The organism is Ruegeria sp. AE3 (assembly GCF_056542225.1).
In genome coordinates, this window is sequence record NZ_JBQFZL010000001.1 from 1,162,241 (window position 1) to 1,186,493 (window position 24,253).

Annotated in this window: 25 protein-coding genes; 12 read left to right on the forward strand and 13 right to left on the reverse strand. The window is 56.3% G+C overall.

Annotation, left to right across the window (positions count from 1 at the left end; genetic code table 11):
• Nucleotides 1-79: 79 nt before the first annotated feature.
• From mltG to fabD, 7 genes are all read right to left on the reverse strand, one after another.
• Nucleotides 80-1,237, reverse strand: coding sequence for an endolytic transglycosylase MltG (gene mltG / locus ACR0NZ_RS05790; protein ID WP_480517470.1), 1,158 nt, complete (start codon nucleotides 1,235-1,237; stop codon nucleotides 80-82).
• Nucleotides 1,238-2,503, reverse strand: a complete 1,266-nt coding sequence (gene fabF, locus ACR0NZ_RS05795) for a beta-ketoacyl-ACP synthase II (RefSeq protein WP_480473383.1) — start codon at nucleotides 2,501-2,503, stop codon at nucleotides 1,238-1,240.
• Between the two features lie 179 nt (nucleotides 2,504-2,682).
• A complete protein-coding gene (locus ACR0NZ_RS05800; protein ID WP_480473384.1) occupies nucleotides 2,683-3,426 on the reverse strand; it encodes a 1-(5-phosphoribosyl)-5-[(5-phosphoribosylamino)methylideneamino]imidazole-4-carboxamide isomerase in 744 nt (247 codons plus the stop codon).
• A 123-nt stretch (nucleotides 3,427-3,549) separates the two neighbouring features.
• Nucleotides 3,550-4,089: a GNAT family N-acetyltransferase gene (locus ACR0NZ_RS05805; protein WP_480473385.1), complete on the reverse strand. Its 540-nt coding sequence runs from the start codon at nucleotides 4,087-4,089 to the stop codon at nucleotides 3,550-3,552.
• Between the two features lie 138 nt (nucleotides 4,090-4,227).
• Nucleotides 4,228-4,461, reverse strand: coding sequence for an acyl carrier protein (locus ACR0NZ_RS05810; protein WP_050602116.1), 234 nt, complete (start codon nucleotides 4,459-4,461; stop codon nucleotides 4,228-4,230).
• Between the two features lie 207 nt (nucleotides 4,462-4,668).
• Nucleotides 4,669-5,406 carry a 3-oxoacyl-[acyl-carrier-protein] reductase gene (fabG, locus tag ACR0NZ_RS05815; protein ID WP_480473386.1) on the reverse strand — a complete coding sequence of 246 codons (738 nt, stop codon included), beginning with the start codon at nucleotides 5,404-5,406 and terminating at the stop codon, nucleotides 4,669-4,671.
• A 42-nt stretch (nucleotides 5,407-5,448) separates the two neighbouring features.
• Nucleotides 5,449-6,387 carry an ACP S-malonyltransferase gene (gene fabD / locus ACR0NZ_RS05820; RefSeq protein WP_480517472.1) on the reverse strand — a complete coding sequence of 313 codons (939 nt, stop codon included), beginning with the start codon at nucleotides 6,385-6,387 and terminating at the stop codon, nucleotides 5,449-5,451.
• Nucleotides 6,388-6,561: 174 nt separating this feature from the next.
• Between fabD and ACR0NZ_RS05825 the strand changes: the two genes are divergently transcribed.
• Nucleotides 6,562-7,785, forward strand: a complete 1,224-nt coding sequence (locus ACR0NZ_RS05825) for a cytochrome b/b6 domain-containing protein (RefSeq protein ID WP_480517474.1) — start codon at nucleotides 6,562-6,564, stop codon at nucleotides 7,783-7,785.
• Nucleotides 7,786-7,842: 57 nt separating this feature from the next.
• Here the strand turns inward: ACR0NZ_RS05825 and ACR0NZ_RS05830 are convergent, their stop codons facing one another.
• Both ACR0NZ_RS05830 and ACR0NZ_RS05835 read right to left on the reverse strand, forming a co-directional pair.
• Entirely contained in the window at nucleotides 7,843-8,415 is a 573-nt protein-coding gene (locus tag ACR0NZ_RS05830) for a YceI family protein (RefSeq protein ID WP_480517476.1), read from the reverse strand.
• A 126-nt stretch (nucleotides 8,416-8,541) separates the two neighbouring features.
• Nucleotides 8,542-8,988, reverse strand: coding sequence for a hypothetical protein (locus tag ACR0NZ_RS05835; protein WP_480473389.1), 447 nt, complete (start codon nucleotides 8,986-8,988; stop codon nucleotides 8,542-8,544).
• A gap of 353 nt (nucleotides 8,989-9,341) precedes the next feature.
• Between ACR0NZ_RS05835 and rpsF the strand changes: the two genes are divergently transcribed.
• The 6 genes from rpsF (at nucleotide 9,342) to ACR0NZ_RS05865 (ending at nucleotide 13,132) form a co-directional block, all read left to right on the forward strand.
• Entirely contained in the window at nucleotides 9,342-9,695 is a 354-nt protein-coding gene (rpsF, locus tag ACR0NZ_RS05840; protein ID WP_209503558.1) for a 30S ribosomal protein S6, read from the forward strand.
• Nucleotides 9,696-9,723: 28 nt separating this feature from the next.
• Entirely contained in the window at nucleotides 9,724-9,951 is a 228-nt protein-coding gene (rpsR, locus tag ACR0NZ_RS05845) for a 30S ribosomal protein S18 (RefSeq protein ID WP_005608650.1), read from the forward strand.
• A 12-nt stretch (nucleotides 9,952-9,963) separates the two neighbouring features.
• Nucleotides 9,964-10,581, forward strand: a complete 618-nt coding sequence (gene rplI, locus ACR0NZ_RS05850; protein ID WP_480517478.1) for a 50S ribosomal protein L9 — start codon at nucleotides 9,964-9,966, stop codon at nucleotides 10,579-10,581.
• Nucleotides 10,582-10,747: 166 nt separating this feature from the next.
• Entirely contained in the window at nucleotides 10,748-11,233 is a 486-nt protein-coding gene (locus tag ACR0NZ_RS05855; protein WP_480517480.1) for a transglycosylase SLT domain-containing protein, read from the forward strand.
• Between the two features lie 235 nt (nucleotides 11,234-11,468).
• The gene (locus ACR0NZ_RS05860) at nucleotides 11,469-12,170 is read left to right on the forward strand and encodes an autoinducer binding domain-containing protein (RefSeq protein WP_480473391.1); all 702 of its coding nucleotides are present in this window, start codon (nucleotides 11,469-11,471) and stop codon (nucleotides 12,168-12,170) included.
• Nucleotides 12,171-12,277: 107 nt separating this feature from the next.
• Nucleotides 12,278-13,132, forward strand: a complete 855-nt coding sequence (locus ACR0NZ_RS05865) for an acyl-homoserine-lactone synthase (protein WP_480517482.1) — start codon at nucleotides 12,278-12,280, stop codon at nucleotides 13,130-13,132.
• Between the two features lie 100 nt (nucleotides 13,133-13,232).
• On the opposite strand, the gene tig is transcribed toward ACR0NZ_RS05865, so the two are convergent.
• The 3 genes from tig to ACR0NZ_RS05880 form a co-directional block, all read right to left on the reverse strand.
• Nucleotides 13,233-14,564 carry a trigger factor gene (gene tig, locus ACR0NZ_RS05870; protein WP_480476781.1) on the reverse strand — a complete coding sequence of 444 codons (1,332 nt, stop codon included), beginning with the start codon at nucleotides 14,562-14,564 and terminating at the stop codon, nucleotides 13,233-13,235.
• 173 nt (nucleotides 14,565-14,737) lie between these two features.
• A complete protein-coding gene (locus tag ACR0NZ_RS05875; protein ID WP_480517484.1) occupies nucleotides 14,738-15,862 on the reverse strand; it encodes a porin in 1,125 nt (374 codons plus the stop codon).
• Between the two features lie 309 nt (nucleotides 15,863-16,171).
• Complete coding sequence (locus ACR0NZ_RS05880) at nucleotides 16,172-17,875, reverse strand: NAD(P)H-hydrate dehydratase (RefSeq protein ID WP_480517486.1); 1,704 nt, start codon at nucleotides 17,873-17,875, stop codon at nucleotides 16,172-16,174.
• 169 nt (nucleotides 17,876-18,044) lie between these two features.
• Here ACR0NZ_RS05880 and ACR0NZ_RS05885 point away from each other — a divergent pair, with 169 nt between their 5' ends.
• The 4 genes from ACR0NZ_RS05885 to ACR0NZ_RS05900 all read left to right on the forward strand — a co-directional run bounded on the left by ACR0NZ_RS05885 (nucleotide 18,045) and on the right by ACR0NZ_RS05900 (nucleotide 22,000).
• Entirely contained in the window at nucleotides 18,045-18,383 is a 339-nt protein-coding gene (locus ACR0NZ_RS05885; protein ID WP_209503542.1) for a P-II family nitrogen regulator, read from the forward strand.
• Between the two features lie 33 nt (nucleotides 18,384-18,416).
• Entirely contained in the window at nucleotides 18,417-19,823 is a 1,407-nt protein-coding gene (gene glnA, locus ACR0NZ_RS05890) for a type I glutamate--ammonia ligase (RefSeq protein ID WP_480473395.1), read from the forward strand.
• A gap of 287 nt (nucleotides 19,824-20,110) precedes the next feature.
• Entirely contained in the window at nucleotides 20,111-20,899 is a 789-nt protein-coding gene (locus tag ACR0NZ_RS05895; RefSeq protein WP_480473396.1) for a lytic murein transglycosylase, read from the forward strand.
• A gap of 198 nt (nucleotides 20,900-21,097) precedes the next feature.
• Complete coding sequence (locus tag ACR0NZ_RS05900) at nucleotides 21,098-22,000, forward strand: hypothetical protein (protein ID WP_480473397.1); 903 nt, start codon at nucleotides 21,098-21,100, stop codon at nucleotides 21,998-22,000.
• Between the two features lie 36 nt (nucleotides 22,001-22,036).
• Here ACR0NZ_RS05900 and ACR0NZ_RS05905 read toward each other — a convergent pair whose 3' ends face one another.
• Nucleotides 22,037-22,780: a heme-dependent oxidative N-demethylase family protein gene (locus ACR0NZ_RS05905; protein WP_480517488.1), complete on the reverse strand. Its 744-nt coding sequence runs from the start codon at nucleotides 22,778-22,780 to the stop codon at nucleotides 22,037-22,039.
• Nucleotides 22,781-22,902: 122 nt separating this feature from the next.
• On the opposite strand from ACR0NZ_RS05905, the gene dddP reads away from it, so the two are divergent.
• On the forward strand, nucleotides 22,903-24,246 hold the full coding sequence (gene dddP / locus ACR0NZ_RS05910) for a dimethylsulfonioproprionate lyase DddP (protein ID WP_480517491.1): 1,344 nt from the start codon (nucleotides 22,903-22,905) through the stop codon (nucleotides 24,244-24,246).
• Nucleotides 24,247-24,253 lie beyond the last annotated feature (7 nt).

The following is a 24,253-nucleotide window of genomic DNA, read 5'->3' on the forward strand; positions in this document are numbered from 1 at the left end:
GCTGCCAAAGAAAACGCCGACGCCAGTTTTTATACCGGCGTCGGCGTATTTTGTTTACAAAACCAGCAATCCGCCCGGCTTAATTCCCCGAGCTCTGCTGTTCTTCAATTTCGCGCCATTTGGCAACGTTGCGATTGTGCTCCTGCAGGGTTTCTGCAAACGCATGCCCGCCCGAGCCGTCAGCGACGAAGAACACATAGTTGGTGTCATCCGGCGCAACCGCTGCTTCCAGGCTCGCCAGACCTGGATTTGCAATCGGCGTCGGAGGCAGCCCGTCGATCTGATAGGTGTTCCACGGTGTTGGACGGTTCAATTCGCTGCGCCGCAACCCGCGACCCAATGTGCCCTGCCCCTTTGTCACGCCATAGATGACAGTCGGATCGGTTTGCAACCGCATCCCCTGTTTCAGGCGGTTCACGAACACACTGGCAACCTGGCCGCGTTCCTCCGGAACACCGGTTTCCTTTTCGATGATAGACGCAAGGATCAGCATCTCTTCAGGAGTGTCCAGCGGCAACCCGCCTTGACGGCTTTCCCAAACCGCGTTGATCCGCAGTTGTTGCTTGTCCTGCATGGCTTGCAAAATCGCATTGCGATCCTGTCCGGCCACAACATCGTAACTGTCCGGGGCCAACATGCCCTCAGCCGGGATCTCGGTCACCTCACCCGACAGCGCTTCGAATGATTTCAGAGCTTCAACCACCTGCCATGAGGTCACACCTTCGGCAAGCGACACGCGATATCGCGTATCAGCCTCGTTGCGTTTCTCGGTATAGGCTTCAGGCGTTTGTTCCTCTGCCGCATCAAATGAAGCAATCTCGACAAAATCCAGTGTTGCCGGATCCAGTTCACGCACGCGGGTTTGGGTGCGTGTCACACCGATACGGTATTCGATTTCCGACCCGCAAGTGCTGGCGCCGCTACTGGTGATTTCTTCGATGATCTGCGCCATCGACGCACCTTCGCGCACCAGAAAGCTGCCCGCTTTCAACCGCTGCGCCTGATCGGTATAGTCAGCGGCCATTCGAAACAGAATTGAACTGCGAATGGCACCCTGATCTTCCAGATCGCGACTGACACGTGTCATGTTCGAACCGCTTTTGACCTGAAGGCAAATCGCGGTCTCAAGCGGGCCTTCGGCCTTGTACTGCGACTGTCCCCACAGGATCAGACCGCCCACAAGAAACAGGCCGACCACCAGGATGGTCAGCGCATTCGAAGCGATGGCCCGCCACATTTAATTGACCTTTCCGAAGATCACGCTGGCATTGGTTCCACCAAACCCGAACGAGTTCGACAGCGCCACATTGATTTCACGCTCGCGCTTGGCGTTGGGGGCAAGATCAATCGGAGTTTCAACAGCCGGGTTATCCAGGTTGATTGTTGGCGGTGCGACCTGATCGCGGATTGCCAGGATTGAGAATATTGCCTCAATCGCACCCGCAGCACCCAGCAAGTGACCGGTTGCCGACTTGGTCGAACTCATCGTCGCATTCCCGGCATGCTCGCCCAACAGGCGCTCGACAGCACCCAGTTCGATCGTGTCCGCCATGGTCGAGGTGCCATGCGCGTTGATGTAATCCAGGTCCTTCGGCTCCAGCCCGGCGCTGCGCAACGCCGCTCTCATAGAACGTTCGGCCCCGTCGCCATCCTCGGACGGGGCGGTGATGTGATAGGCGTCGCCCGACATACCATAGCCCAGAACCTCGGCGTAGATCTTGGCTCCGCGCGCTTTGGCGTGTTCGTAATCTTCCAGAACCACGATGCCGGCGCCCTCGCCCATCACGAAACCGTCACGGTCCACGTCATAGGGTCGGCTGGCAGCCTTTGGATTATCTGCGTATTTGGTCGACAGCGCCTTACATGCGTTGAACCCGGCAATACCGATCTCGCAGATGCAGCCCTCGCCGCCACCTGCCACCATGACATCCGCGTCACCCGCCCGGATGATGCGGCTGGCGTCGCCGATTGCGTGCGCACCGGTTGAACATGCGGTCACGACCGAGTGGTTCGGCCCTTTGAACCCATGGCGAATTGATACCTGACCCGAGGCCAGGTTGATCAGTGCGCCCGGAATAAAGAACGGAGATACCCGACGCGGACCCTTGTCGCGGATCAGGTTCGCGGTATTGGCAATCGATCCCAGACCACCAATGCCCGAGCCGATCAGAACACCCGTACGCAGGCGCGATTCTTCGTCTTCCGGCAGCCAGCCTGCATCCTTACAGGCCATTTCGGCGGCCGCGATGGAATACAGGATAAAGTCTTCGATCTTGCGCTGCTCTTTCAGCGGCATCCAGTCATCGGGATTGAAGGTCCCGTTGGTTCCGTCGCCGCGCGGCACCTCGCAGGCGTAGGTCGTTGCGACCCCGCTTGCCTCTGCATCGAAATGCGTGATTGGGCCTGCACCGGACTCTCCGTCCAGCAACCGCGACCAGGTTTCCTCGACCCCGCTGGCCAAAGGAGTGACCAATCCAAGACCGGTTACAACGACTCTGCGCATGAAGTGCCTCTTGCCTGCTTCCTCTTATGAGAACCGCTCATACCCCGGCCCGGGGTGCGGGGGCAAGAGCAACGGTTCTTTCCGTCCCGGCGTCCTGTCGCCGAATGCCCAAGGAAACCAGAAATTCGGCACTTGTCAAAACCGCCCTTTCGCGCGTTCAGCCGAAAGGGCGGAGTTGCTTACTGAAACTGCGCGACCGGCTCGTGGGCCGATTTGGCAGTTTCAAGCGCTTTGGCCAAGTCCAGTGTCTTGCGGAACAACGCACGCCCGACAATCGCGCCCGAGATGTTGGGGATGTATGCCAGCCGAGAGATATCGTCTGCTGTGCGCACGACACCGCTGGCAATCACCGGGGTACGCGAATGGTTTGCCAGCCGCGAGATCAGACCAAGCTTTGCCTCGACATCTTCGATGTCGCTGTCGATATCGGTTACCACGATGGCGGCAAAGGGCGTATCGCCGAATGCGTCGATAAAGGCTTCGGGCGTGAACGCACTTTGGCTGCGCCAGCCGTCAGTCATAACAAGGCCTTGCCAGACATCCACTGACAGCACGATCTGGTCAGGGTGCAGCTTGGCCAGATCCTTGACCAGGTTTGGTTCACGCGCAGCAAGCGTGCCAACCACGATGCGGCCCGCGCCCTTGTCGATCCAGCGCTCAATCTGCTCGCGCGAGCGCATGCCACCCGCCAACTGCACCGGAATCTCGGCCTTGCGAAGGATATCCTCGACCAGCTGCGCGTTGGTATCCTTACCCTCGATCGCGTCGAAATCCGTCAGGTGCATCCATTCGGCACCCGCCTCTGCCCAGCTCCGTGCGGTTTCTACCGGATTCACGTGCCAGATCATCGCTTCTTCCAGACGACCCTTGTCCAGCGAGACACACCGGCCGTTCTGCAGTTCCATCGTGGGGTAAATCCTCATGAGCTTGGTCCTCCGCTCAATCGCTCTGAAAATCCCCGGCAGCATACATCCAGAACGCCCGCCCGAAATCACCGGGATCGGCACAGCTTGGCCATTTTGCGGCATACTGTTTAAGTGGCGAATCTATGCGCGAGCTGGCGGTCCGTTGCGTCGTAACAAATGCACCGGGGTTTCATTATACACCCCTTCCCGCATCAGAACATAGCCTAGCTTCTTGGCGAGTTTCTGCGAAGACATGTTCGTCGCGTTTATCATCGCGACCAACGGTCCGGGAATCACCCGATCAAACCAGTCATGCGCAGCCTTGGCTGCCTCGTATCCCAATCCCTGCCCCTGTGCTTCGGGGACCAGCACCCACCCCGCCTCGGGGAAGCCGTCGAAATCGTCGCCCATGCATCGGTTGCTATAGAAGAATCCGGCCTGCCCGATCAGCTTGCGATTCGATTGTTGCATCACGCCCCACTGGCCAAAACCGGCCATCTGCCAATGCCCGGCATTACGCAGGAACGAATCCCACGCTTCGCCACGCGACCGGGGAGAGCCGCCGATATGCCGGACGACACAAGGGTCACGCCAAATTTCCGCAAACCGGTCAAAGTCTTCCGGGCGCATGGCGCACAGCGTCAAACGCGCGGTATTTATCATCGGAGTGGATCTTATCATGCCCTGTCCACTTTGAGTTTTGCCTCAGTGGAAACAGTGCGCAGGCCACAATAGCCACGCAAGTCCGAAATTCGGGCAGGCATAAAAAAACGGCGCCCCCGTTGCCCGGAAGCGCCGATTTTGATCAGAAAGAAACGCTTAGGACGCTTCGCTGATGAACTTGACGGCGTCGCCAAAGGTCTGGATGGTCTCGGCTGCGTCATCGGGGATCTCGATGCCGAACTCTTCTTCGAAGGCCATGACCAGCTCAACAGTGTCCAGGCTATCTGCGCCCAGATCGTCGATGAAGGACGCGTTTTCCACGACTTTATCTTCTTCAACACCCAGGTGCTCAACAACGATCTTCTTAACGCGATCTGCGACGTCGCTCATGTCAATTCCTCATTCCTTTACAGGGCGGTCCGCCCGATTCTGCCCTTGCCCGCACGGGTTGGCTTTGGTTTGCCCGTTTTGGGCGGTTTCGGTCCCGGCGAACCGGGAAATAGAAGGCCGACCTGAACGACCGGCCCCGCATAGATGCGCCGCCTATAGCATAGTCGACGCAAGAGGCAAACGCTTTCGCACTCGCCCCTGTCGCGCTCACAACATGGCCATACCACCGTTCACATGCAAGGTGCTTCCGGTAACATAGCCCGCTTCGGGGCTGGAAAGATACAGAACGGCAGCTGCAATTTCCTCGGGATCGCCCATGCGACCGGCCGGAACCTTGAGCAACAGACCCTTTTTCTGTTCCTCGGTCAGTTTCTCGGTCATTGCAGTTGTGATAAATCCAGGTGCCACGGAATTCACAGTAATTCCGCGTGTCGCAACTTCGTGGGCCAAAGCCTTGGAAAACCCGATCATACCGGCCTTGGACGCGGCATAGTTCGCCTGCCCCGGATTGCCGATTGCGGCCACCACGGACGAGATATTGACGATACGGCCCCAGCGCGCCTTCATCATGCCCCGGATCACCCCTTTGCACAGTTTCATGGTCGAGGTCATGTTCACGTCAATGACGCTTTGCCATTCTTCGTCGGACATGCGCATGAACAGGTTGTCGCGCGTGATTCCGGCGTTGTTTACAAGAATGTCCACCGATCCCATCGCCTCGGCCGCTTGCTTAGGCAACGCTTCAACGGCTTCCGGGTCACTTAAGTTGCAGGGCAGAACATGCGCGCGTTCGCCCAGTTCGTCGGCCAGAGCCTGAAGCGGTTCAACGCGTGTACCGGACAAACCAACCGTTGCACCTGCGCCATGCAACGCACGTGCGATGTCACCTCCGATACCGCCCGAAGCACCGGTGATCAGCGCATTCTTACCTGTTAAATCAAACATTCGGTTTCCCTCTTGCTGCGTCGCTTACAACGCGGATTGAGCTTACGATTCGACCTGAATGGTCTTCTGAACGTCTTCCGGTGTGCCCACGGCCTTGCCCGCGATTTCGCGATCGATCTTGCGGATCATACCGGACAGCGCCTTGCCAGCGCCGATTTCCCATGTTTCAGTCACGCCTCGAGCCGCCATATATTGCACGCTTTCCCGCCAGCGAACCGAACCGGTCACCTGCTCGACCAGCAATTGACGGATCAGATCCGGATCGCTGACAGCCTCGGCGCGAACATTGGCCACCAAAGGTACGGCTGGTGCCTTAATTTCGACGGCAGCAAGCGCTTCTGCCATTACATCTGCAGCAGGTTTCATCAGCGAACAGTGAAATGGAGCACTTACCGGCAACATAACGGCACGTTTTGCACCTTTTTCCTTGGCTATCTCGGCTGCGCGCTCGACAGCGGCTTTTGAACCCGACACGACGACCTGCGTGGGATCGTTGTCATTTGCGGCCTGACAGACCTCGCCCTGTGCGGCTTCTTCCGCCACGGCGCGTACGGCCTCCAGATCCAGCCCCAGAATGGCGGCCATGGCCCCCTCGCCCACGGGTACCGCGCTTTGCATAGCCTGACCACGGGTGCGCAGCAAACGCGCTGTATCTGCAACAGACAAGGCCCCCGCCGCGGCCAGAGCCGAGTATTCACCCAGTGAATGCCCCGCCACAAAAGCCGCCATGCTGACGGATACGCCCTCGGCTTCCAAAGCACGCATGGCTGCCATCGATGTCGCCATCAACGCGGGTTGAGCATTCTGGGTCAGTGTCAGGTCAGCAATATCACCGTCCCAAATCAGACTGCTCAACTTCTCGCCCAACGCGTCGTCCACCTCATCGAAAATGGCCTGAGCCGCCGGATAGGACTCTGCCAGAGCTTTGCCCATACCTATGGTCTGGGCGCCTTGTCCCGGAAAAACGAACGCGAGTGTCATTGCAACCTCATGGATGGTGTCAGGTTGCGGCGGGGTGTAAACTGACTGATCGTCTGGCACAAGCATTGCCTGCTTTCTACATTCTGGCACCTTTTGTGTGCACCCGCGCTCACTTGTGTCTGTTTCATCCGGCTTTACCTTGGGCACAACCCAGAATCCCGGAGCGTCCGACACATGCAATCGACCAATTCCTTTTCAAGCTACGGCAGCATCGCAAAGACGTTTCATTGGCTAACCGCGTTGCTGATCTTCACGGCTTTGCCCCTCGGCTGGGTCGCGGACAATCTGGCACATGCGGTACTGCACTCGGCAACGGCCCCGACCGAGTTGGAAATTGCCCGTGCAGCGCGCGTGTTCTCATTGCATAAAACCGTGGGGGTTACCGTGTTCTTCGTGGCATTGGCCCGCATTCTTTGGGCGTTCACGCAAACCAAGCCCGGCCTTCTGAATGCTGACAACAAACCCGAAGCCTTCGCCGCTGAAACCGTCCACTGGCTGCTTTACGGTTCGCTGGTCCTTGTGCCCCTGACCGGTTGGATTCACCACGCCGCGACCGAGGGCTTTGCCCCAATCCTTTGGCCCTTCGGCCAAAACCTGCCTTTTGTACCGAAATCCACCGCCGTGGCCGAGGTTACAGGAGTTCTGCACTGGCTCTTCATGTGGGTTCTGGTTGTTTCCCTTGTCCTGCACATTGCAGGTGCGCTGAAACATCACGTCATCGACAAGGACGGCACATTGCGTCGGATGTTACCGGGTCTGTCAGATGCGCCGGAACCACCACATCAAACCCATTCACTGATTCCAGCCGTTGCCGCACTGGCGGTCTGGGGTGTCGTCGTCACCGGAGGCTGGGCAACCGGGAAGCTGGCCCCTAACATAGGGGAAGCCCCGGATGTCCAATTGGCTGAGGTTCAATCGGAATGGCAAGTCCAGAGCGGCACGCTGTCGATTACAATTTCGCAATTGAACAGCCCCGTGACAGGTTCGTTTTCTGACTGGACTGCCGCAATTACCTTTGACGAGCCCACAGACCCGGGCCCGGCGGGATCTGTCGATGTCACGATAGCCATTGGCTCGCTTCGTCTTGGAACCGTATCCGATCAGGCCATGGGGCCGGATTTCTTCGACAACGCCCGGTTCCCCACTGCTCAGTTCAAGGCCGATCTTTATAAAACCGAAAGTGGTTTTGAGGCGCGCGGCCCGCTTACTATTCGCGACAAGTCGATCGATGTCGTTTTGCCCTTCTCGCTGGACCTGCAGGGCGACACGGCCACCATGGCGGGCACAATCGAGCTTAACCGGTTGGAGTTTGATGTAGGCACATCGCAGCCTACCGAAGACTCGCTGGGCTTTACCGTCGCAGTATCCGTAGAACTCACTGCGATACGCGGTCAGTAAGGCAAAAAAAACGCCGGTGATTTAATCACCGGCGTTTTTCTGTTCGTGATTCTGCGATTACTCGGCTTTTTGTGCCTCGACCGAAATCTGGATTTGCACTTCGTCGCTGACAAACGGTGCAAACTGACCCAGGTCGAATTCACTGCGGACCAGCGTTGTCGTGGCATTGAAACCAGCCCAGGGCTGGTTCGCCATCGGGTGGGTGTCAGCCTTGTTGAGCTTTGCGTCCAGAACAACTGATTTGGTCACACCGTTCATCGTCAGATCGCCAGTGATGTTCGCGGTGTTGTCACCGGTCACTTCGATTCCTGTCGATGTAAAGGTGATCAGATCCCCTTCGGCCGCGCCAAAGAAATCCTCGGTCATGAAGTGATCTTCACGGGGTTTCCAGCCGGTAAACATCTCCAATACGGGCATCGACACGCTCACGCTCGAAGCGGCAGGGTTTTCCTGATCAAACATGATCTCGCCTTCAAAGCCGGAAAACATGCCAGTCGTGGTTGAGAACCCAAGATGGTCATAGCTGAAAATGACCTGGCTGTGGCTGGGGTCCAACACGTATTTCTCGGCGCTGGCGAATGCCGTAGTCGCTGACACGGCCAATGCAGCAGCAAGAAAGGTGGATTTCATATCAATCTCCGCGGTTTTTGTGATTGCAATCCGTCAGGATTGCTTGAACGCAAAATGTGCTGCCCAGGGGCAGCACACAACCATTTTTGGTTCACAACTTCTGTTCGTTTTTGAACAGAATAAAACTCAGCCGAAAATTGTTACGCTCTTGCTTAGTTGACCTTTCAGCGCCCGGCTGACATCCGCAGATTCAAGTGGCAGCTTCATCAAAAGGCTGCCGTCCACGTCAAACAGATGAACTTCGTTTTCTTCGAAACGCGCCCCACCCAGCGAGTCATAGCTGCGGCGCAGAACAGTCTGAGGGCGCCCGTCTTCGTTCTTCTGCAACACCCGGACTTCGCGACGGATCGGGTCGAAATAGGCGTCAGGACGCGGGTCAAGAACCTCGATCGTCAGCAGGGCGACGCCAACGACCAGAAACAGCATGGACGCCGCCATCTTGATCGGCCAAACATCTGCGCCAACGACCGATCCGGGCATCAACCACATGGAGAACGCAGAAACGATCAGGAACGCCCCGACCATCCGCGCCAGGATCAGGCGGGCCTTCCAGTTCGGTGCAAACGTGATCATTACCGGCACTGAATTTTCAAATCGCGAGCCGGCAACGCTTTCCTGATATGCGTTTGTGTTAGTAGCGGTCATAACACGTCACCCTTTTAAGGTTACTTTCGAAATTCTGTTGATCCGGTTGATGTCCGGTATGCAAAACAACTTTGAGCCGAAAAGCGTCAGCAATTGGGCGGCCTAAAGGAATTTGGGCGGCGTCTCAGAGGCATATGTGGCAGGGCTTGCCCTTGCGGCTCAGACGTGTATACGGGGCCATCCTTCGCAGTCGTATGAATCGCGCAGCCTCTCGTGGCAGGGTCGCGAAGGAACGTTTGGCCCCGCCTATGAAATGCGCCTTGATATAAACAGGAGTGCACATGCCACTGTATGAGCATGTAATGATCGCGCGTCAGGATCTGTCCAACGCGCAGGCGGAAAGCCTCGTCGAACATTTCGGCACCGTTCTGGCTGACAACGGCGGCAAGCTGGTTGATAGCGAGTACTGGGGCGTCAAGACGATGGCCTACAAGATCAACAAAAACCGCAAGGGCCACTATGCCTTTCTGAAAACCGATGCCCCCTCGGGCGCGGTGCAGGAAATGGAACGCCTGATGCGTCTGCATGAAGATGTCATGCGCGTTCTGACCATCAAGGTCGACGGCCACGAAGATGGTCCGTCGGTTCAGATGCAGAAGCGTGACGAACGTGGCGAACGCCGCGAGCGCCGTTGATCAACGCCTGAGAAAAGGACTCTAAACCATGGCCGCAAAACCATTTTTCCGCCGCCGCAAGGTCTGCCCGTTCTCGGGTGAGAACGCGCCGAAGATCGACTACAAAGACACCCGTCTGCTGCAGCGCTACATCTCTGAGCGTGGCAAGATCGTTCCTTCGCGCATCACCGCCGTTTCGGCGAAGAAGCAGCGTGAACTGGCCCGTGCTATCAAGCGCGCCCGCTTCCTCGCCCTGCTGCCCTACGCTGTGAAGTAAGGAGAGACTGACATGCAAGTTATCCTGCTGGAACGCGTTGCGAAACTGGGTCAGATGGGCGACGTCGTTGACGTCAAGCCCGGCTACGCCCGCAACTTCCTGCTGCCCCAAGGCAAAGCCCTGAGCGCGTCCGACGCCAACATCGCGTCGTTCGAAGCCCAGAAAGCGCAGCTTGAGGCCCGCAACCTGGAAACCAAGAAAGAAGCTGAAGCACTGGCTGAAAAGCTGGACGGTCAGCAGTTCATCGTGATTCGCTCGGCATCGGATGCCGGCGCTCTGTACGGTTCGGTCACCCCGCGTGACGCCGCTGACGCCGCAACCGACGCAGGTTTCACCGTCGACAAGAAACAGATTGTCCTGATCGCCCCGATCAAGGAACTGGGTCTGCACACTGTCGCAGTCAAACTGCACCCCGAGGTTGAAGTCGAAATCAAAATGAACGTGGCCCGTTCGGCAGAAGAAGCCGAACTGCAGGCTTCGGGCAAATCGATTCAGGAACTGGCTGCTGAAGAAGAAGCCGCTGCTGAATTCGAGATCGCCGAACTGTTCGACGACATCGGCTCGGCCGCTTCGGACGACGACATGGTTGCCGACGCAGCACCGGTTGAAGAAGACGAAGCCAAAGCCTGATCCGGCTGCTTGTGAGCATTCCAAAGGCCGCGCCAAAGCGCGGCCTTTTCTTTTTTCCCTATGTGTTCACAAGTCGTACCGGCAAGTTTCAGCCCATTTTCCTGGGTGAGCTTGAAGGCTTATTGTCGATCCGTATCATTGCCGCCGAAATCCAGAGGACCGAAAAATGCTTGTTTATCTGCGCCAAAGTTTCCTGGCACTGTTTCTATTTGTGTCGTTGGTTGCCTGCGGGGCAGACCAGGTCTCCAAGGCGGGTACGCCACGTTTTGACCCGCCGCTTCACCCAAATGAAACGCCCGAGCTGAGAGCTTCGATCAACAGATGGGCGGATCATTATCAGGTTCCGCGAGAGCTGGTTCACAAGCTGGCCATACGTGAAAGCACGCACCGACCATGGGCCGTCAACCAGCCCTATTACGGCCTTCTACAGGTTCTACCCGCCACTGCGCGCTCGATGGGTTACACCGGTAAAGCCGAAGGTTTGCTGGACGCAGACACCAACCTTGAGTTTGCGGGAAAGTACCTGCGAGGTGCCTGGCTGCTGTCCGACGGGGATCAACGCAGGGCGATTTTCCTGTACGCCAAAGGTTACTATCCAGAGGCAAAAGCCAAGGGGATGCTGGTCGAAACCGGGTTGAGACCGGCGCCCTGACGTCCATTGGCGTCAGAAATTGGCCGGATTTGGCACTTGAAACTGAATAGTGACAAAAATGTTCTATTGGTTGTCGCAATATGCGGTATTGCACAGACAATTAAGACCTCTCCTTGTCATGTTTAGAAAAGTATGATGTTCTGACGTGGTGAGGTAAACGGGTTCCACTCTGTGTAATACGCATGCTCGACGACACCATCGGGCGGCAAGATGGGCCACAGCTGGTAGGCGCCACATGGAAATTGTCGATCTGAGCACTCTGCCGGATTCTGAAGTTCGATATACCGAGTTTCTAAGGCAAATCTGTGAGAAGCATGACATGGATCATGCGGCCTACGCTGGTATGAATCCCGCGGCAGGAACAGTGGCTGGCTTTGTCACCTATGACGACGCCTGGACCGAGCACTACCAGAAACAGGGTCTGATCATGATCGACCCGACCATCCACATGGCCCGCCGCAGTATTGCGCCGGTGGATTGGAGCCGTCTTGAACGGAGTCCGGATTTTCAGCGTGTGTTCCGGGATGCTCATGATTTTGGCCTGCCCAGTCAGGGAGTTACGATCCCGGTACGTGGCCCTTACGGCGATATTGGCCTGCTGAGCGCAACCCGAAATTGCAGCAAGGAAGAGTGGCGTAAGCTCTATACAAACTTTATCGGCGATTTGCAGGCCATGGCCGTACACATCCACGACAATGTCGTGTCGTCGGATCAGCTGACCAACGCACTATATCATCCGACATTGTCCTCTCGCGAAGCGGAAATCCTGCAATGGGTCGCCGCAGGTAAGTCGCAGCAGGATATCGGCGATATTTTGTCTATTTCGCACCGAACCGTAGAAGTACACTTGCGTTCGAGCCGGGAAAAGCTTAGTGCGCTGACCACCCCTCAGGCTGTAGGGCGGGCGATAGCGATCGGGCTTATTACCCCGGGATAAACAAAAAAATCCCCAAATTTCGTCAAAATACGGGAATCCCCCAATAGAAAAATCTTTCGAGAGCGGTAACGTCAGTATTACCGAACAACCACTCGAAGGGGGAAGAAATGATCATCGTGGTAGATGGCCTGAACAGACATATGTTCAGCGAAGTTCTTGACGAAATGTTCGAGTTGAGAGCACGTGTTTTTGGCGGACGTCTTGGATGGGACGTAAAGATCGAAGACGGCAAGGAAATTGATGAATTCGATCATCTGGACCCGGCATATGTAATCGGACTCGACGACGGGGGGAATGTCGTCGCAGCCGTGCGTGCCCTACAGACCACAGGACCTCATATGTTGTCGGATGTGTTTTCGGCAATCCTTTGCGGGGAAGCACCACTTCGCAGCGCAACAATGTGGGAATCGACACGCTTCTGCGTGGACACGCAGCGCCTAACGCGTGGCAAGGAAAAGAATTCTGTCTCTTATGCTACCTGCGAGCTGATGATTGGTTCTCTGGAATATGCCAAGAACTCAGGCATTCAGGATATCATCACCGTAATCGATCCGGTCATGGACCGGGTTCTGAAACGGTCGAACTGCGCGCCATATGACTATGTCGGCGAAACGGTTCCCATGGGGAAAGTCTCGGCACTGGCCGCCCTGTTGGATTGTACCGATGAACGCATCTCGGGCCTGCGCGAATTTGCAGGCATCCATGAGAACGTCTTTATGGACGACGAAGAGGCACTGGCACTGTTTGCAGCCAAGAAGGCCGCAACCCAGAACCCGGCCAATCAGGATCACAAGCCACTGACTGATCTTGAGAAGTATTTTGTGGAACAGATGAGCGCCGCGAGGAACGAAGCTGAACGTCAGGACGTTCTGAAGCTGATCGAAGCGCTCTCGGATACGTTCACACCAGAGCAGAAGATCGCTTTGTTAGAAACCCCCCGTGCTTTTGCTCATGAGGCCTGACCCCCTCACCTCATAGATACAAAAGCCACCCATGCGGAGCCGTCTGTTTACAGGCGGCTCCGTTTTTTCCCCTCTCTGAACAAAGAGGGAAGGAAGAGGATTATTCCTCTTCCAATGCCTCAATGGCTTTTTGCAGGTCGTCCTTGCTGACTTCCTTGTCGCTGACCTGGGCCAGCTCGAACACATAGTCGACAACCTTGTCTTCGAAGATCGGCGCGCGCAGTTGCTGCTGCATCTGAGCGTTCTGCTGTACGAACTCGAAGAACTGGCGTTCCTGGCCCGGGTACTGACGGGCCTGATTCATGATCGCCTGGGTCATCTCGGCGTCGGTGACTTCCACCTCTGCCTTTTGGCCCAGTTCAGCCAGCAACAGACCCAGACGCACGCGGCGTTCGGCCAGCTTGTTGTGCTCATCGGTGGGTTCGATCTCACCGTGGTCATGGCCGGTTACCTCGGGGTTTTCCTCGTGCCACAGCTGATGTGCAATCTGCTTGGCTTCGGCTTCAACCAGCGACGGCGGCAGGTCGAACGACACTTTCTCATCCAGCGCGTCCAGCAGGGCCCGCTTCATGACAGCGCGCGATGCACCTGCGTATTCTGCTTCCAGACGTTCCGAAATCTGAGTTTTCAGGGCGGCCAGATCCTCGGCGCCAAACTTCATCGCCAACTCATCGTTGATCTCCGCTGCAACCGGCTCTTTCACTTCCTTGATCGTGCAGGTGAAGACCGCGTCTTTTCCGGCCAGGTGTTCGGCACCATATTCTTCCGGGAAAGTCACGTTGACGTCTTTTTCTTCCTCGGCCTTCACACCGACCAGCTGGTCTTCAAAACCGGGGATGAAGCTGTTCGAGCCCAGAACCAGCGGGTAATCTTCCGCCGATCCACCTTCGAATTCTTCACCATCAACCTTGCCGACGAAATCGAACACGATCTGGTCGCCTTCCTTGGCTTTCGAACCCTTGCGGCGGGCTTTGAAGTCCTGAGCGGTTTCAGCCAGGTTGTTCAGCGCTTCCTCGACGGCGGCGTCATCCGCCTTGACGATCAGCTTGTCCAGCGCGACCGATTTCAGATCGACCTCAGGGATCGCGGGCAGCGCTTCGTAGGACATCGCGACCTCGATATCATCGCCTTCTTTCCAGTCCTCGTTGGTCATCTTGACTTCGGGCTGCAGCGCGGGGCGGTCGCCGCTGTCCTCAAAATGCTTGTTCATCGCACCGTCGATGGATTCCTGCATCGCCTCGCCCAGCAGGCGCTGGCCAAACTGCTTTTTCAGCAGCGCCATCGGCACCTTGCCTTTGCGGAAGCCTTTCATTTCGATTTCCGGCTGTGCTTCGGTCAGCTTTTCATTGACCTTGTCGTCCAGTTCGGCTGCGGTCACAACGATGTTGTAGCCGCGTTTCAGACCTTCGTTCAGCGTCTCGGTAACCTGCATTTTGGTAGTCCCCATAGGATTCGGGGCGCGCAAAACGGGCGCGCCGGGCAAATTTGACGCCTTCTATTTGCCCTGCCGCCAACGTGCAAGGGGCAAAGGCTGAATCAACCTGGTTTTGGCAAAAAAGAACGCCCCGGTTTTCGGGGCGTTCGTGTTGGGTCGCTGGAAGGCAATTAAAACTTCCAGCGCGCGCCCAGAACCCATGCTTCGTTGTTGTCAAAGGATGAACCATCATCGAAGTCGTGGTTGCGATACTTCAGGTATACATCGGTATTGATCGCTTCGACCTTCTGCACGACAGCGATACCCCATGCCTTGGTGTCGGACCCGTTGGTCTCGAAATCCGCGCCGTCATAATAGTCGATGCCGACACCTGTCTTACCCCAGGAAACCCAGTTCCCTTCGTACGAGACCTTGCCGTACCAGTAATTCGGGTCCGTCTGGCCAGCCCGGTCATCGTCACGCGTGCCGCCGGCAATCGTGAAACCCAGACCGCTGGGCAACAACACCGAGGCCGAACTGATGGTATCTTTGCGATCCCCTGAATTGTCATCCCGGTCCCGCACCGAATACGCGACAGCTGCCGCAAACTCTACTCCGCCTGCAAAGGTGTTTTCATAGAACACACCGACGTCATAGTAGTCATCATCGTCACTGCTGGACAGGATGTTCTGACCATATGCAAATGCGGCCGAGAACCCGTTAACCGTTGGTGTGTCATACCGCACACGCCCGCGACGTGAGCCGTCAAAGTTGCTGGAACTGTCACCAACCGTAATACCGCTCAACACACCGTTTGTGCCACGATAGAAAAAGCCCGAGTTTTCATCGTTTGTGAACGAATACAGCGCGGTGCCGACATAGGACAGGTCCACCTCGGCAGCACCATCTGCCACCATGCTGCCCTGACCAGCCGAGAATTTGCCGTAGCTGCCCTTCAAGGCAAAATCCACAAATCGGATATCGTCGCGAGTCCAGCCGCTGAAATTTGTACCGTTCTGGTTCCATTCAGTCGAGTTCGGCAAGCCCAACGCCGTTTCCAAGCGAAAGGTAAACTCGTTCTGGCCAAATGGCTGCATCAGGCGCAGGCCAACCCGGCTGTTCGACAGATCGTTGTCGAGGACCCGGGTCTCGGTATCTTGCCCGTCATCAACAGAAATCAAGGCTGGGTTAAACTGCCCGTACAATAGCACATAGCCGCCACTGTTATTTTCGTATTTCAGCTCTGCGGCTGCCGGAACAGCGACCGTGGCAGTCAGAAAGGCAGCAACCGATATCTTTTTGATATTTGGGGTCATTTCACTCACCATAATTGGTTCGGGGTTCAGATACTGCCCATTTGTTTACTGAATCCGAGCGTTCCAGTGGTCTGCCCCTTGTCTTACGCAAGAATTGTATTTTAGCAACAGAACACACAAAGAATTCTACCATTTTACATTATTTTTCATCAGCTTACAAGATACGACTCCAGCCCCCACTGGCAGTTTGCAAATGAATAGTGATGCCTACCTATGCACCTGACAAATATGCGGTATGCATCCGCGCACATCTTGACAGCGAAAACATGCGATTCAGACAGAGCCTGAACTGCTTTCTGCCCAAAACAACTAGACATTCAGCTGTTTGAAAACACCGGGCAATTGCTCAGGCAGATCCTCGGCGATCAATCCCGGCCCGAAACGCCGTGCGCATTCCACGTGCAGCCACGCTGCTGTCTCAGCCGCCGTCATCGGATCGACCCCCCGCGCCAATAGCCCGGCGATGTAACCGGCCAACGCATCGCCTGACCCGGCGGTTGCAAGCCAAGGGGCGGCGCGATCATAGCACGCGGCATTGATCGAACATCGCCCGTCCGGGGCCGCAATGACAGTATCCGGCCCTTTGAACAACACGACACATCCCGCACGTGCCGCTGCCTCTCGCGTTGCGTCCACCTTGGAATAGGCGGGGCCTCTGACCGGCGTTTCGCTCAGCTTTTCCGCCAGATCGGGGAACAGCCGCGCAAACTCTCCGCCATGTGGGGTCAGAACGCAGCGGTCATGCAGCATTTCGAACAGGTTTCCGGGATCACCAGCAAAAGCTGTCAGCGCATCCGCATCCAGAACCGTCGCACGTTTCGCAATCAGGGCGACCGGCACCAGGTCCCGCGCGCGCTCCAACCCCAAACCGGGGCCCAGACAAAGGGCGTTCATCCGCACGTCCTGCAACACGTCTGACAGCATTAGAGAACCATCAACGCACTGTAGCATGAGGGCAGTGATCCGGCTCGCCACCTCTGCCAACGCCAAGGATGGCACCCCCAGCGTCACCAACCCTGCCCCAATCCGCAAGGCCCCCCGCGCGGCCAGACGCGCCGCACCGGATTTGCCGGGGCCACCCGAAAGGATCAGGGCATGGCCATGGGTGTATTTGTGCGCAACGACTGAAGGTAAATCGCTTTGCTTTGTCAAAAGCGTTCTTGCACGCCGCCCGCTATCGAGCTTTTGGTCGTCCAGAGTGACGCTGCGGACTGGACCCCGGCCTGCTCTTTCTCCTTGCAAAATAACCTGCCCCCAGTGCCGCTCCGACGTTTCATTCAGACCAATTTCGACGACGCTCACTTTCCGGCAATAGGCCGGACCGTCGCTCAACACATGCCCAAGTTTTCTTCGTTCGAAGGTTACTGTCAGATCCGCAGAAAGGGGTCTGGCATCGGTCAATATTTCTGCTCGGGCACCAAGCACCTTTCCGCTGTCCATGCACAGCCCCGAAGGAGAATCGACTGCCACAAAGCGAACGCGTGATGACAAGCTGCAAAAATACTCCAACAATTGCCCAAGCACAGGATCAATCGGACGTGTCAACCCCGTGCCGAAAATCGCGTCCACCAAAACGTTAGGTATTCCAAAATTGGCCAGGCGGTCATTCTTCAAGCCTTCTTTTGAAAGCGCGTTGATAACACCCAACTCACCCCATCGCTGATAATTCACCCGCGCGTCCGGCGGCAGCCTGTCAGGATCGCCATACAGGAATACCTCAACCTTCCAGCCCAGTTCCCGCAAAAGACGCGCCACGACAAACCCGTCACCGCCGTTGTTTCCGGGCCCGCACAGCACGACCGCGCGCAACGGATTATCTTCATCTTTTTCCAAATACTCCGGGGAGCGCGAGGGGTTGGCCCCTCGCCTGTCCAGATCTGGCCATTCCTCGAAGATCGCCTCGACAACGCCTTGCCCTGCCCGCTCCATCAGCTCCAGGCCCGTGACCTCACCGGACTCAATGGCCGCGTGCTCGATGGCTCTCATCTGCGCCGCTGTCAGCAATTCGGACATGTCACACCCTCGCGCGATTCAGTTTCGATTACTTTTTGTGCAAACCGCCCAAAAATTAGCACAGAGCCTGATTTCAACGGATACCGACCCGACCGATACCGCAATCACGTTGCTGCCCGATCTTAGACGTGATCACTGCGCCTGAGACAACCATTCAAGGTGAGCCGGAATGAAAAAGATCGAAGCGATCATCAAGCCGTTCAAACTGGACGAAGTGAAAGAGGCGTTGCAGGACGTAGGTGTTCAGGGTCTCAGCGTCGTCGAAGTCAAAGGTTTCGGCCGTCAGAAAGGCCATACCGAGCTGTATCGTGGCGCAGAATACGTTGTCGACTTTTTGCCCAAGGTAAAGGTCGAGGTCGTATTGGACGATGACCAGGTCGATGCGGCCATCGAGGCCATCGTGTCGGCAGCCAAGACCGACAAGATCGGCGACGGTAAGATCTTTGTCTCTCCGGTTGAACAAGCCATTCGCATCCGTACCGGCGAGACCGGCTCGGACGCGCTCTAACATACCAATCTTCAAGTCAGAGGAATCAAGAGAATGAGCAAGGACGCAGTTCTTCAGCTGATCAAGGAAGAGGGCGCCGAATATGTCGACGTCCGTTTCACCGACCCCCGCGGCAAGCTGCAGCACGTGACCCTGATGGCCGATCAGGTCGACGAAGACTTCCTGGACGAAGGCTTCATGTTCGATGGCTCGTCCATCGCAGGCTGGAAGTCGATCGAAGCATCGGACATGAAGCTGATGATCGACACCGAAAGCGCATATGTTGATCCGTTCTACGCTGAGAAAACCATTTGCGTACACTGCACGGTCGTCGAGCCCGATACAGGCGAAGCCTATGAGCGTGACCCGCGCGGCACAGCGCAGAAAGCCGAAGCCTACCTGAAGGCATCGGGGATCGGCGATGTTGCATACATGGGCCCCGAAGCCGAGTTTTTCCTGTTTGACGATGTCCGGTATTCGAACACGATCAACAAGGTATCCTACGAAGTTGATGCAACTGACGCATCATGGAACACCGACACCGAATACGAAATGGGCAATACGGGCCACCGTCCGGGCGTCAAGGGTGGCTACTTCCCGGTGAACCCGATCGACGAAGCGCAGGACCTGCGGTCGGAAATGCTGTCCACCATGAAGCGTCTGGGCATGAAGGTCGACAAGCACCATCACGAAGTTGCTTCATGCCAGCACGAACTGGGCCTGATCTTCGACAGCCTGACCAAGCAGGCGGATGAACTGCAAAAGTACAAATACGTCATCCACAACGTGGCTCATGCGTACGGCAAATCGGCAACCTTCATGCCGAAGCCTATCGCAGGTGACAACGGCACCGGCATGCACGTGAACATGTCGATCTGGAAAGACGGCAAGCCACTGTTCGCGGGTGACAAATACGCTGATCTTTCGGACGAAGCGCTGTACTTCATCGGTGGTATCCTGAAGCACGCCAAGACACTGAACGCCTTCACCAACCCGGCAACCAACAGCTACAAGCGCCTGATCCCCGGTTTCGAAGCCCCAGTTCTGCGCGCCTACTCGGCCCGCAACCGATCAGGTTGTGTCCGTATTCCGTGGACCGAGAGCCCTAAAGCAAAACGTGTCGAGGCTCGATTCCCCGATCCGGCAGCTAACCCCTACCTGGCGTTTGCCGCTCTGTTGATGGCTGGCCTGGACGGCATCAAAAACAAGATCGATCCGGGCGAAGCCATGGACAAGAACCTGTACGATCTACCTGCCGAGGAACTGGCCGGTATCCCGACTGTCTGCGGCAGCTTACGTGAAGCTCTGGAAGCGCTGGCTTCCGATCACGACTTCCTGCTGCAAGGTGACGTGTTCACCAAAGACCAGATCGACGGCTACATCGCCCTGAAGATGGAAGAGGTCGAAACCTACGAGCACACACCACACCCGGTTGAGTACGGCATGTATTACAGCTGCTAAGCAACACGGCATGGATTTACAGGGGCGCCCAAACGGGCGCCCCTGTTTCATTTGCGCCGGTCTGTAGCTGTTCAGCCTTTTCGAGCGCCATGACGCAGAATACACACTTTTTACCTTCGCCCTTGCTATCTGCCCGATGCTGAGGATCTGAAACCCTTCAAAGGCGCTCTGCAGACCAGTCAACAAGCTTTTGCAGGAGCGGTTGGTGCTACTCCAACGAACTGCTTTGCCCAATTCAAAGCTCAAGGTAGGCTGGCCTCAGATTTTAACACAACCGGATTACCTGCATGTTTCGCCTTTACGTATTATTCGCCCTGCTTGTGTCCTCGCCCCTTCTGGCCGCGCCTTGTGGGAATACCAGCGCGGGGTTCGAGGCCTGGAAGGCCGATTTCGCCCAGCAGGCCCGCAAGGCTGGTGTGAAAAAAAAGGGCCTTCAGGCGCTTGCCCAAGCTCAATACGCCACGGGCACAATTGCGGCAGACCGCAATCAGAAAAGCTTCAAATACACACTGGACAAGTTCATGCGTGTCAGAGGCGCTGATGCAATCGTCGCGCAGGGGCGCAAACGCAAGGCTGCAAATCCCGATTTCTATGCTGCGCTTGAACGGCAATACGGTGTTCCGCCGGGCATTCTGATAGCCATTCACGGCATGGAAACCGGCTTTGGCAATTTTATGGGAGACAGTCAGGTTGTTTCCGCAATCACAACACTGGCCTATGATTGTCGCCGGTCCGAGTTCTTTGTTCCGCACGCAATCGGGGCACTTAAACTGGTCGATGCAGGAAGCATTACCGTGGCGACAAAAGGGGCAAAACATGGCGAGTTGGGCCACACTCAGTTCCTGCCGGGCAACGCCCTGACCTATGGCGTCGATGCCACCGGCGACCGTCGGGTGGACTTCTATGACATGACCGACGCGCTTGCCTCGACCGCCAATTATCTTCGCAAGAAAGGGTGGAAGCCGGGGCGTGGCTATCAGCCAGGGGAGCCGAATTTTCAAGTGCTGCAACAGTGGAACGCGGCCTCTGTTTATCAGCAATCCATAGCAATCATGGCCGCCCGAATCGACCAATAGGCGGTCGCACCAAAAACACACTCCGCACCCGCTTTCGCCACATTTCCGCCACAGTGACAAACAAAAGCCTTTAGTTTCTTGGTTTCCAACGCGTAACCAATACCGGAGTAAAATCACCTTTTTTGCATTTTCCGCCAAATTCTCCACACGAATGGTTGTTACAGTGTTTGCTGAACAGTACGCAAAAAGGACAGTGCAGTGGCTCGGAAGCACAGCTACCATGGCGGCCTGCAATTTAATGGCGACGCGAATGGCGCGATCGAGCGTTTTGGCACAATCGTTGCCACGACGCTGGAAGATTACGGCCATCTGGTCGAACGCAAGGCGTTGCTGAGCAATTCTGAAGCCAGCATTGTTTCAAGTCAGTATCTTGTGCGACTGACCTTGGATACAGGCACCCCCGAGCAGGAAGACCGGTACGAGCGTATGGATCGCGCCGCGGGGCTAAAAACGATAACAAAACCCCGCGCCGCAAATCCGCAAAACAGATTGGTTCTTTCAATCACGCCGGTCTCACCCCTGCTGGATGACTCCGAGATTTCGGAACTGATGATGGTCGTCATTCTGTATCGCATGGTCGACATTTGTTCGACCCGGCGCGTTGAATGGCTGTCGCCACACACGGTTCTGACGGTCGAGCAGTTTATGAGCGCCTTTGACACTCTGGCCCCCAGCCGATCACGCGACAGAAAACAAATTTTTCAGTCGCTGACTGGGCAATTCTCGGCAGTGAATGTGCCAGAGAACGGTGACACCTTAAGTGTACTTCATACTTCGACGTCCCGCCCGATCCAGCTGACAGATGAACAATTGCTCAGCATCGCGTTTCGCAGTGAAGATACAAACATGCCAGGTCAGGAAACGTTCGATGACGACGATGGTGTCGTAAAGCCAAGCGACGTTCTGCGTCTCAGCAGTTGGTGCATGACGGGTGTACTGGCAGGCGTTTCGACCCCGATTGCCCTGTCAATGGCTGCAGTGAATCTGATCCGGGGTGAAGATTTTCGCCTCAACACCCAGGTGCTTGTCTTTACCTTCGCGATAGTTGCCCTGAACGCAACAAACGCGTTTGCCGATGTTGCGGCCGCCTTGGGCCAATAAGAGAATTACAGAAGACCCTCCTTGGATGCCCCGCCTTCAGGCGGGGTTTTCCATTATGGGAACCGCGTTCGCCGCCAGAACATAAGTGTGGATTGAAAAGACGACCGCATCCGTTTTCGGCAAGCGCAGCAGGGTTTGCCGCTCACTTCTCAGGTAAGACGTTTTACGTCGATCTGTGACGCCCCGCCTGTCACTGGCGCTTCGGGGTTGAAACAGTTCGGGGTCTTCATACCAAAGCGCGTTAAAGCGCCAGAGCGGACGACCGGGCTGTATCCCGTCGAACAGGCGCTGCACCCGCTTGGCGATATTGTCGTCGTAACTTGCAACAGGCACATGGATGTCGATCAGTGGTCGCATGAATTTCTCGGACAAAAGCCAGCTGGCCGGGAAACACAGGATTGCGCCAGTCAATACATGTTCAGTTCCGCGCTTTTGAAGGATGCAAAAATCCTCCTGAACCAGCCTGCACAATGTATCAAGCGGCTGCGCCCGGTCGACTGCGACCGTTACACCATCGGGTCTGACGACCTCCTTACCCGCATTGGGATAGACCTGCGACACCACAAGGTCGAGCAGTTCCCGAGCAGCGGATTCAGCCTGCGGATCAAGCGCCAGAACGTCATCGCGGCGTTCTGTCAGCAGCTTCTCCCGGCGTTGCATCTGACCGGCAAAAGCCTCGTCCCGATGCAACCAGTTTTCCATCGTTGCAGGCTGTATACCCGGTAAAGCACGCGGGTTGCCGACATCATATGGTATTTTTTCCTGCAGAACTTTATTCATACCAGCGACTTAGCATAGGTCGAAATTTTTGTCGGTCGAAAACGACAGGTTCGCCGTCGCATTTTTCCAAGACGATCCACATGGGCACCTTAGGTTTGACCGAACAAGCAACGAGGTCCGTCATGAACAAGCATTACCGAGACACGCGCAAGATTGACCCCAGCCGAGGCGCTACGCTGGGCGATGGCACGCCAAATGAGAATGACCGGATCGAGATCGGGCCGACACAGCTGGCTTTTGACGAATGGGCTGCGGCAGGTCTGGAATTGCCCAATCTTGCACGGATGCGGGAACACCGCTGGAAGCGACTAACGCAGGCCATCGTTGATCGCGGATATGGTGGTTTGCTGGTTTTTGACCCGCTGAACATCCGCTATGCGACCGACAGCACGAACATGCAGTTGTGGAATACGCATAACCCGTTTCGCGCGGTGCTATTATGTGCCGATGGCTATATGGTGATCTGGGACTACAAGAACTCGCCTTTCCTCAGCACGTTCAATCCGCTGGTGCGCGAGCAGCGTTCAGGCGCGGATCTGTTTTACTTCGACCGTGGCGACAAGGTGAATATAGCGGCAGATGTCTTCTCGAACGAGGTGCGCGTGCTGATCGATGTGCATGGCGGCGGCAATAAACGTTTGGCTGTCGACAAGATCATGTTGCACGGTCTGCGCGCGCTTGAGGCGCAGGGCTTTGAAGTCATGGAAGGCGAAGAGCTGACCGAAAAGACCCGTTCCGTGAAGGGGCCAGATGAGATTCTGGCCATGCGCTGTGCCAATCACGCCTGTGAAACCGCTGTAGCGGAAATGGAGAGCTTTGCGCGCGCCAATGTCGGCAATGGCAGGACAACCGAGGATGATATCTGGGCTGTTCTGCACGCGGAAAACATCCGGCGCGGTGGCGAGTGGATCGAGACCCGCCTGTTGGCGTCAGGCCAACGCACGAACCCCTGGTTCCAGGAATGCGGCCCGCGCATCACGCAGCAAAACGAAATCATCGCCTTCGACACCGACCTGATCGGGTCTTACGGGATTTGCATCGATATCTCGCGTACATGGTGGATTGGTGACCAAAAGCCCCGCCCTGACATGATCTATGCCATGCAGCACGCGCATGAACACATCATGACCAACATGCAAATGCTGAAGCCCGGTGTGATGATCCCGGAACTTACGGCCATGTCGCACAGGCTTGACGACAAGTTTCAGGCGCAGAAATACGGCTGCCTGATGCACGGAGTGGGATTGTGTGATGAATGGCCGCTGGTCGCGTATCCGGACAAAGCCGTCGAAGGCGCCTATGACTATCCGCTGGAGCCAGGCATGGTGTTGTGCGTCGAAGCCTGTGTCGGCGAAGTCGGTGGCGATTTCAGCATCAAGCTTGAGGATCAGGTTCTCATTACCGAAACCGGGTATGAGAACCTGTCCAGATATCCCTTTGACCCCCAATTGATGGGGATCGAATAAGGCCGGG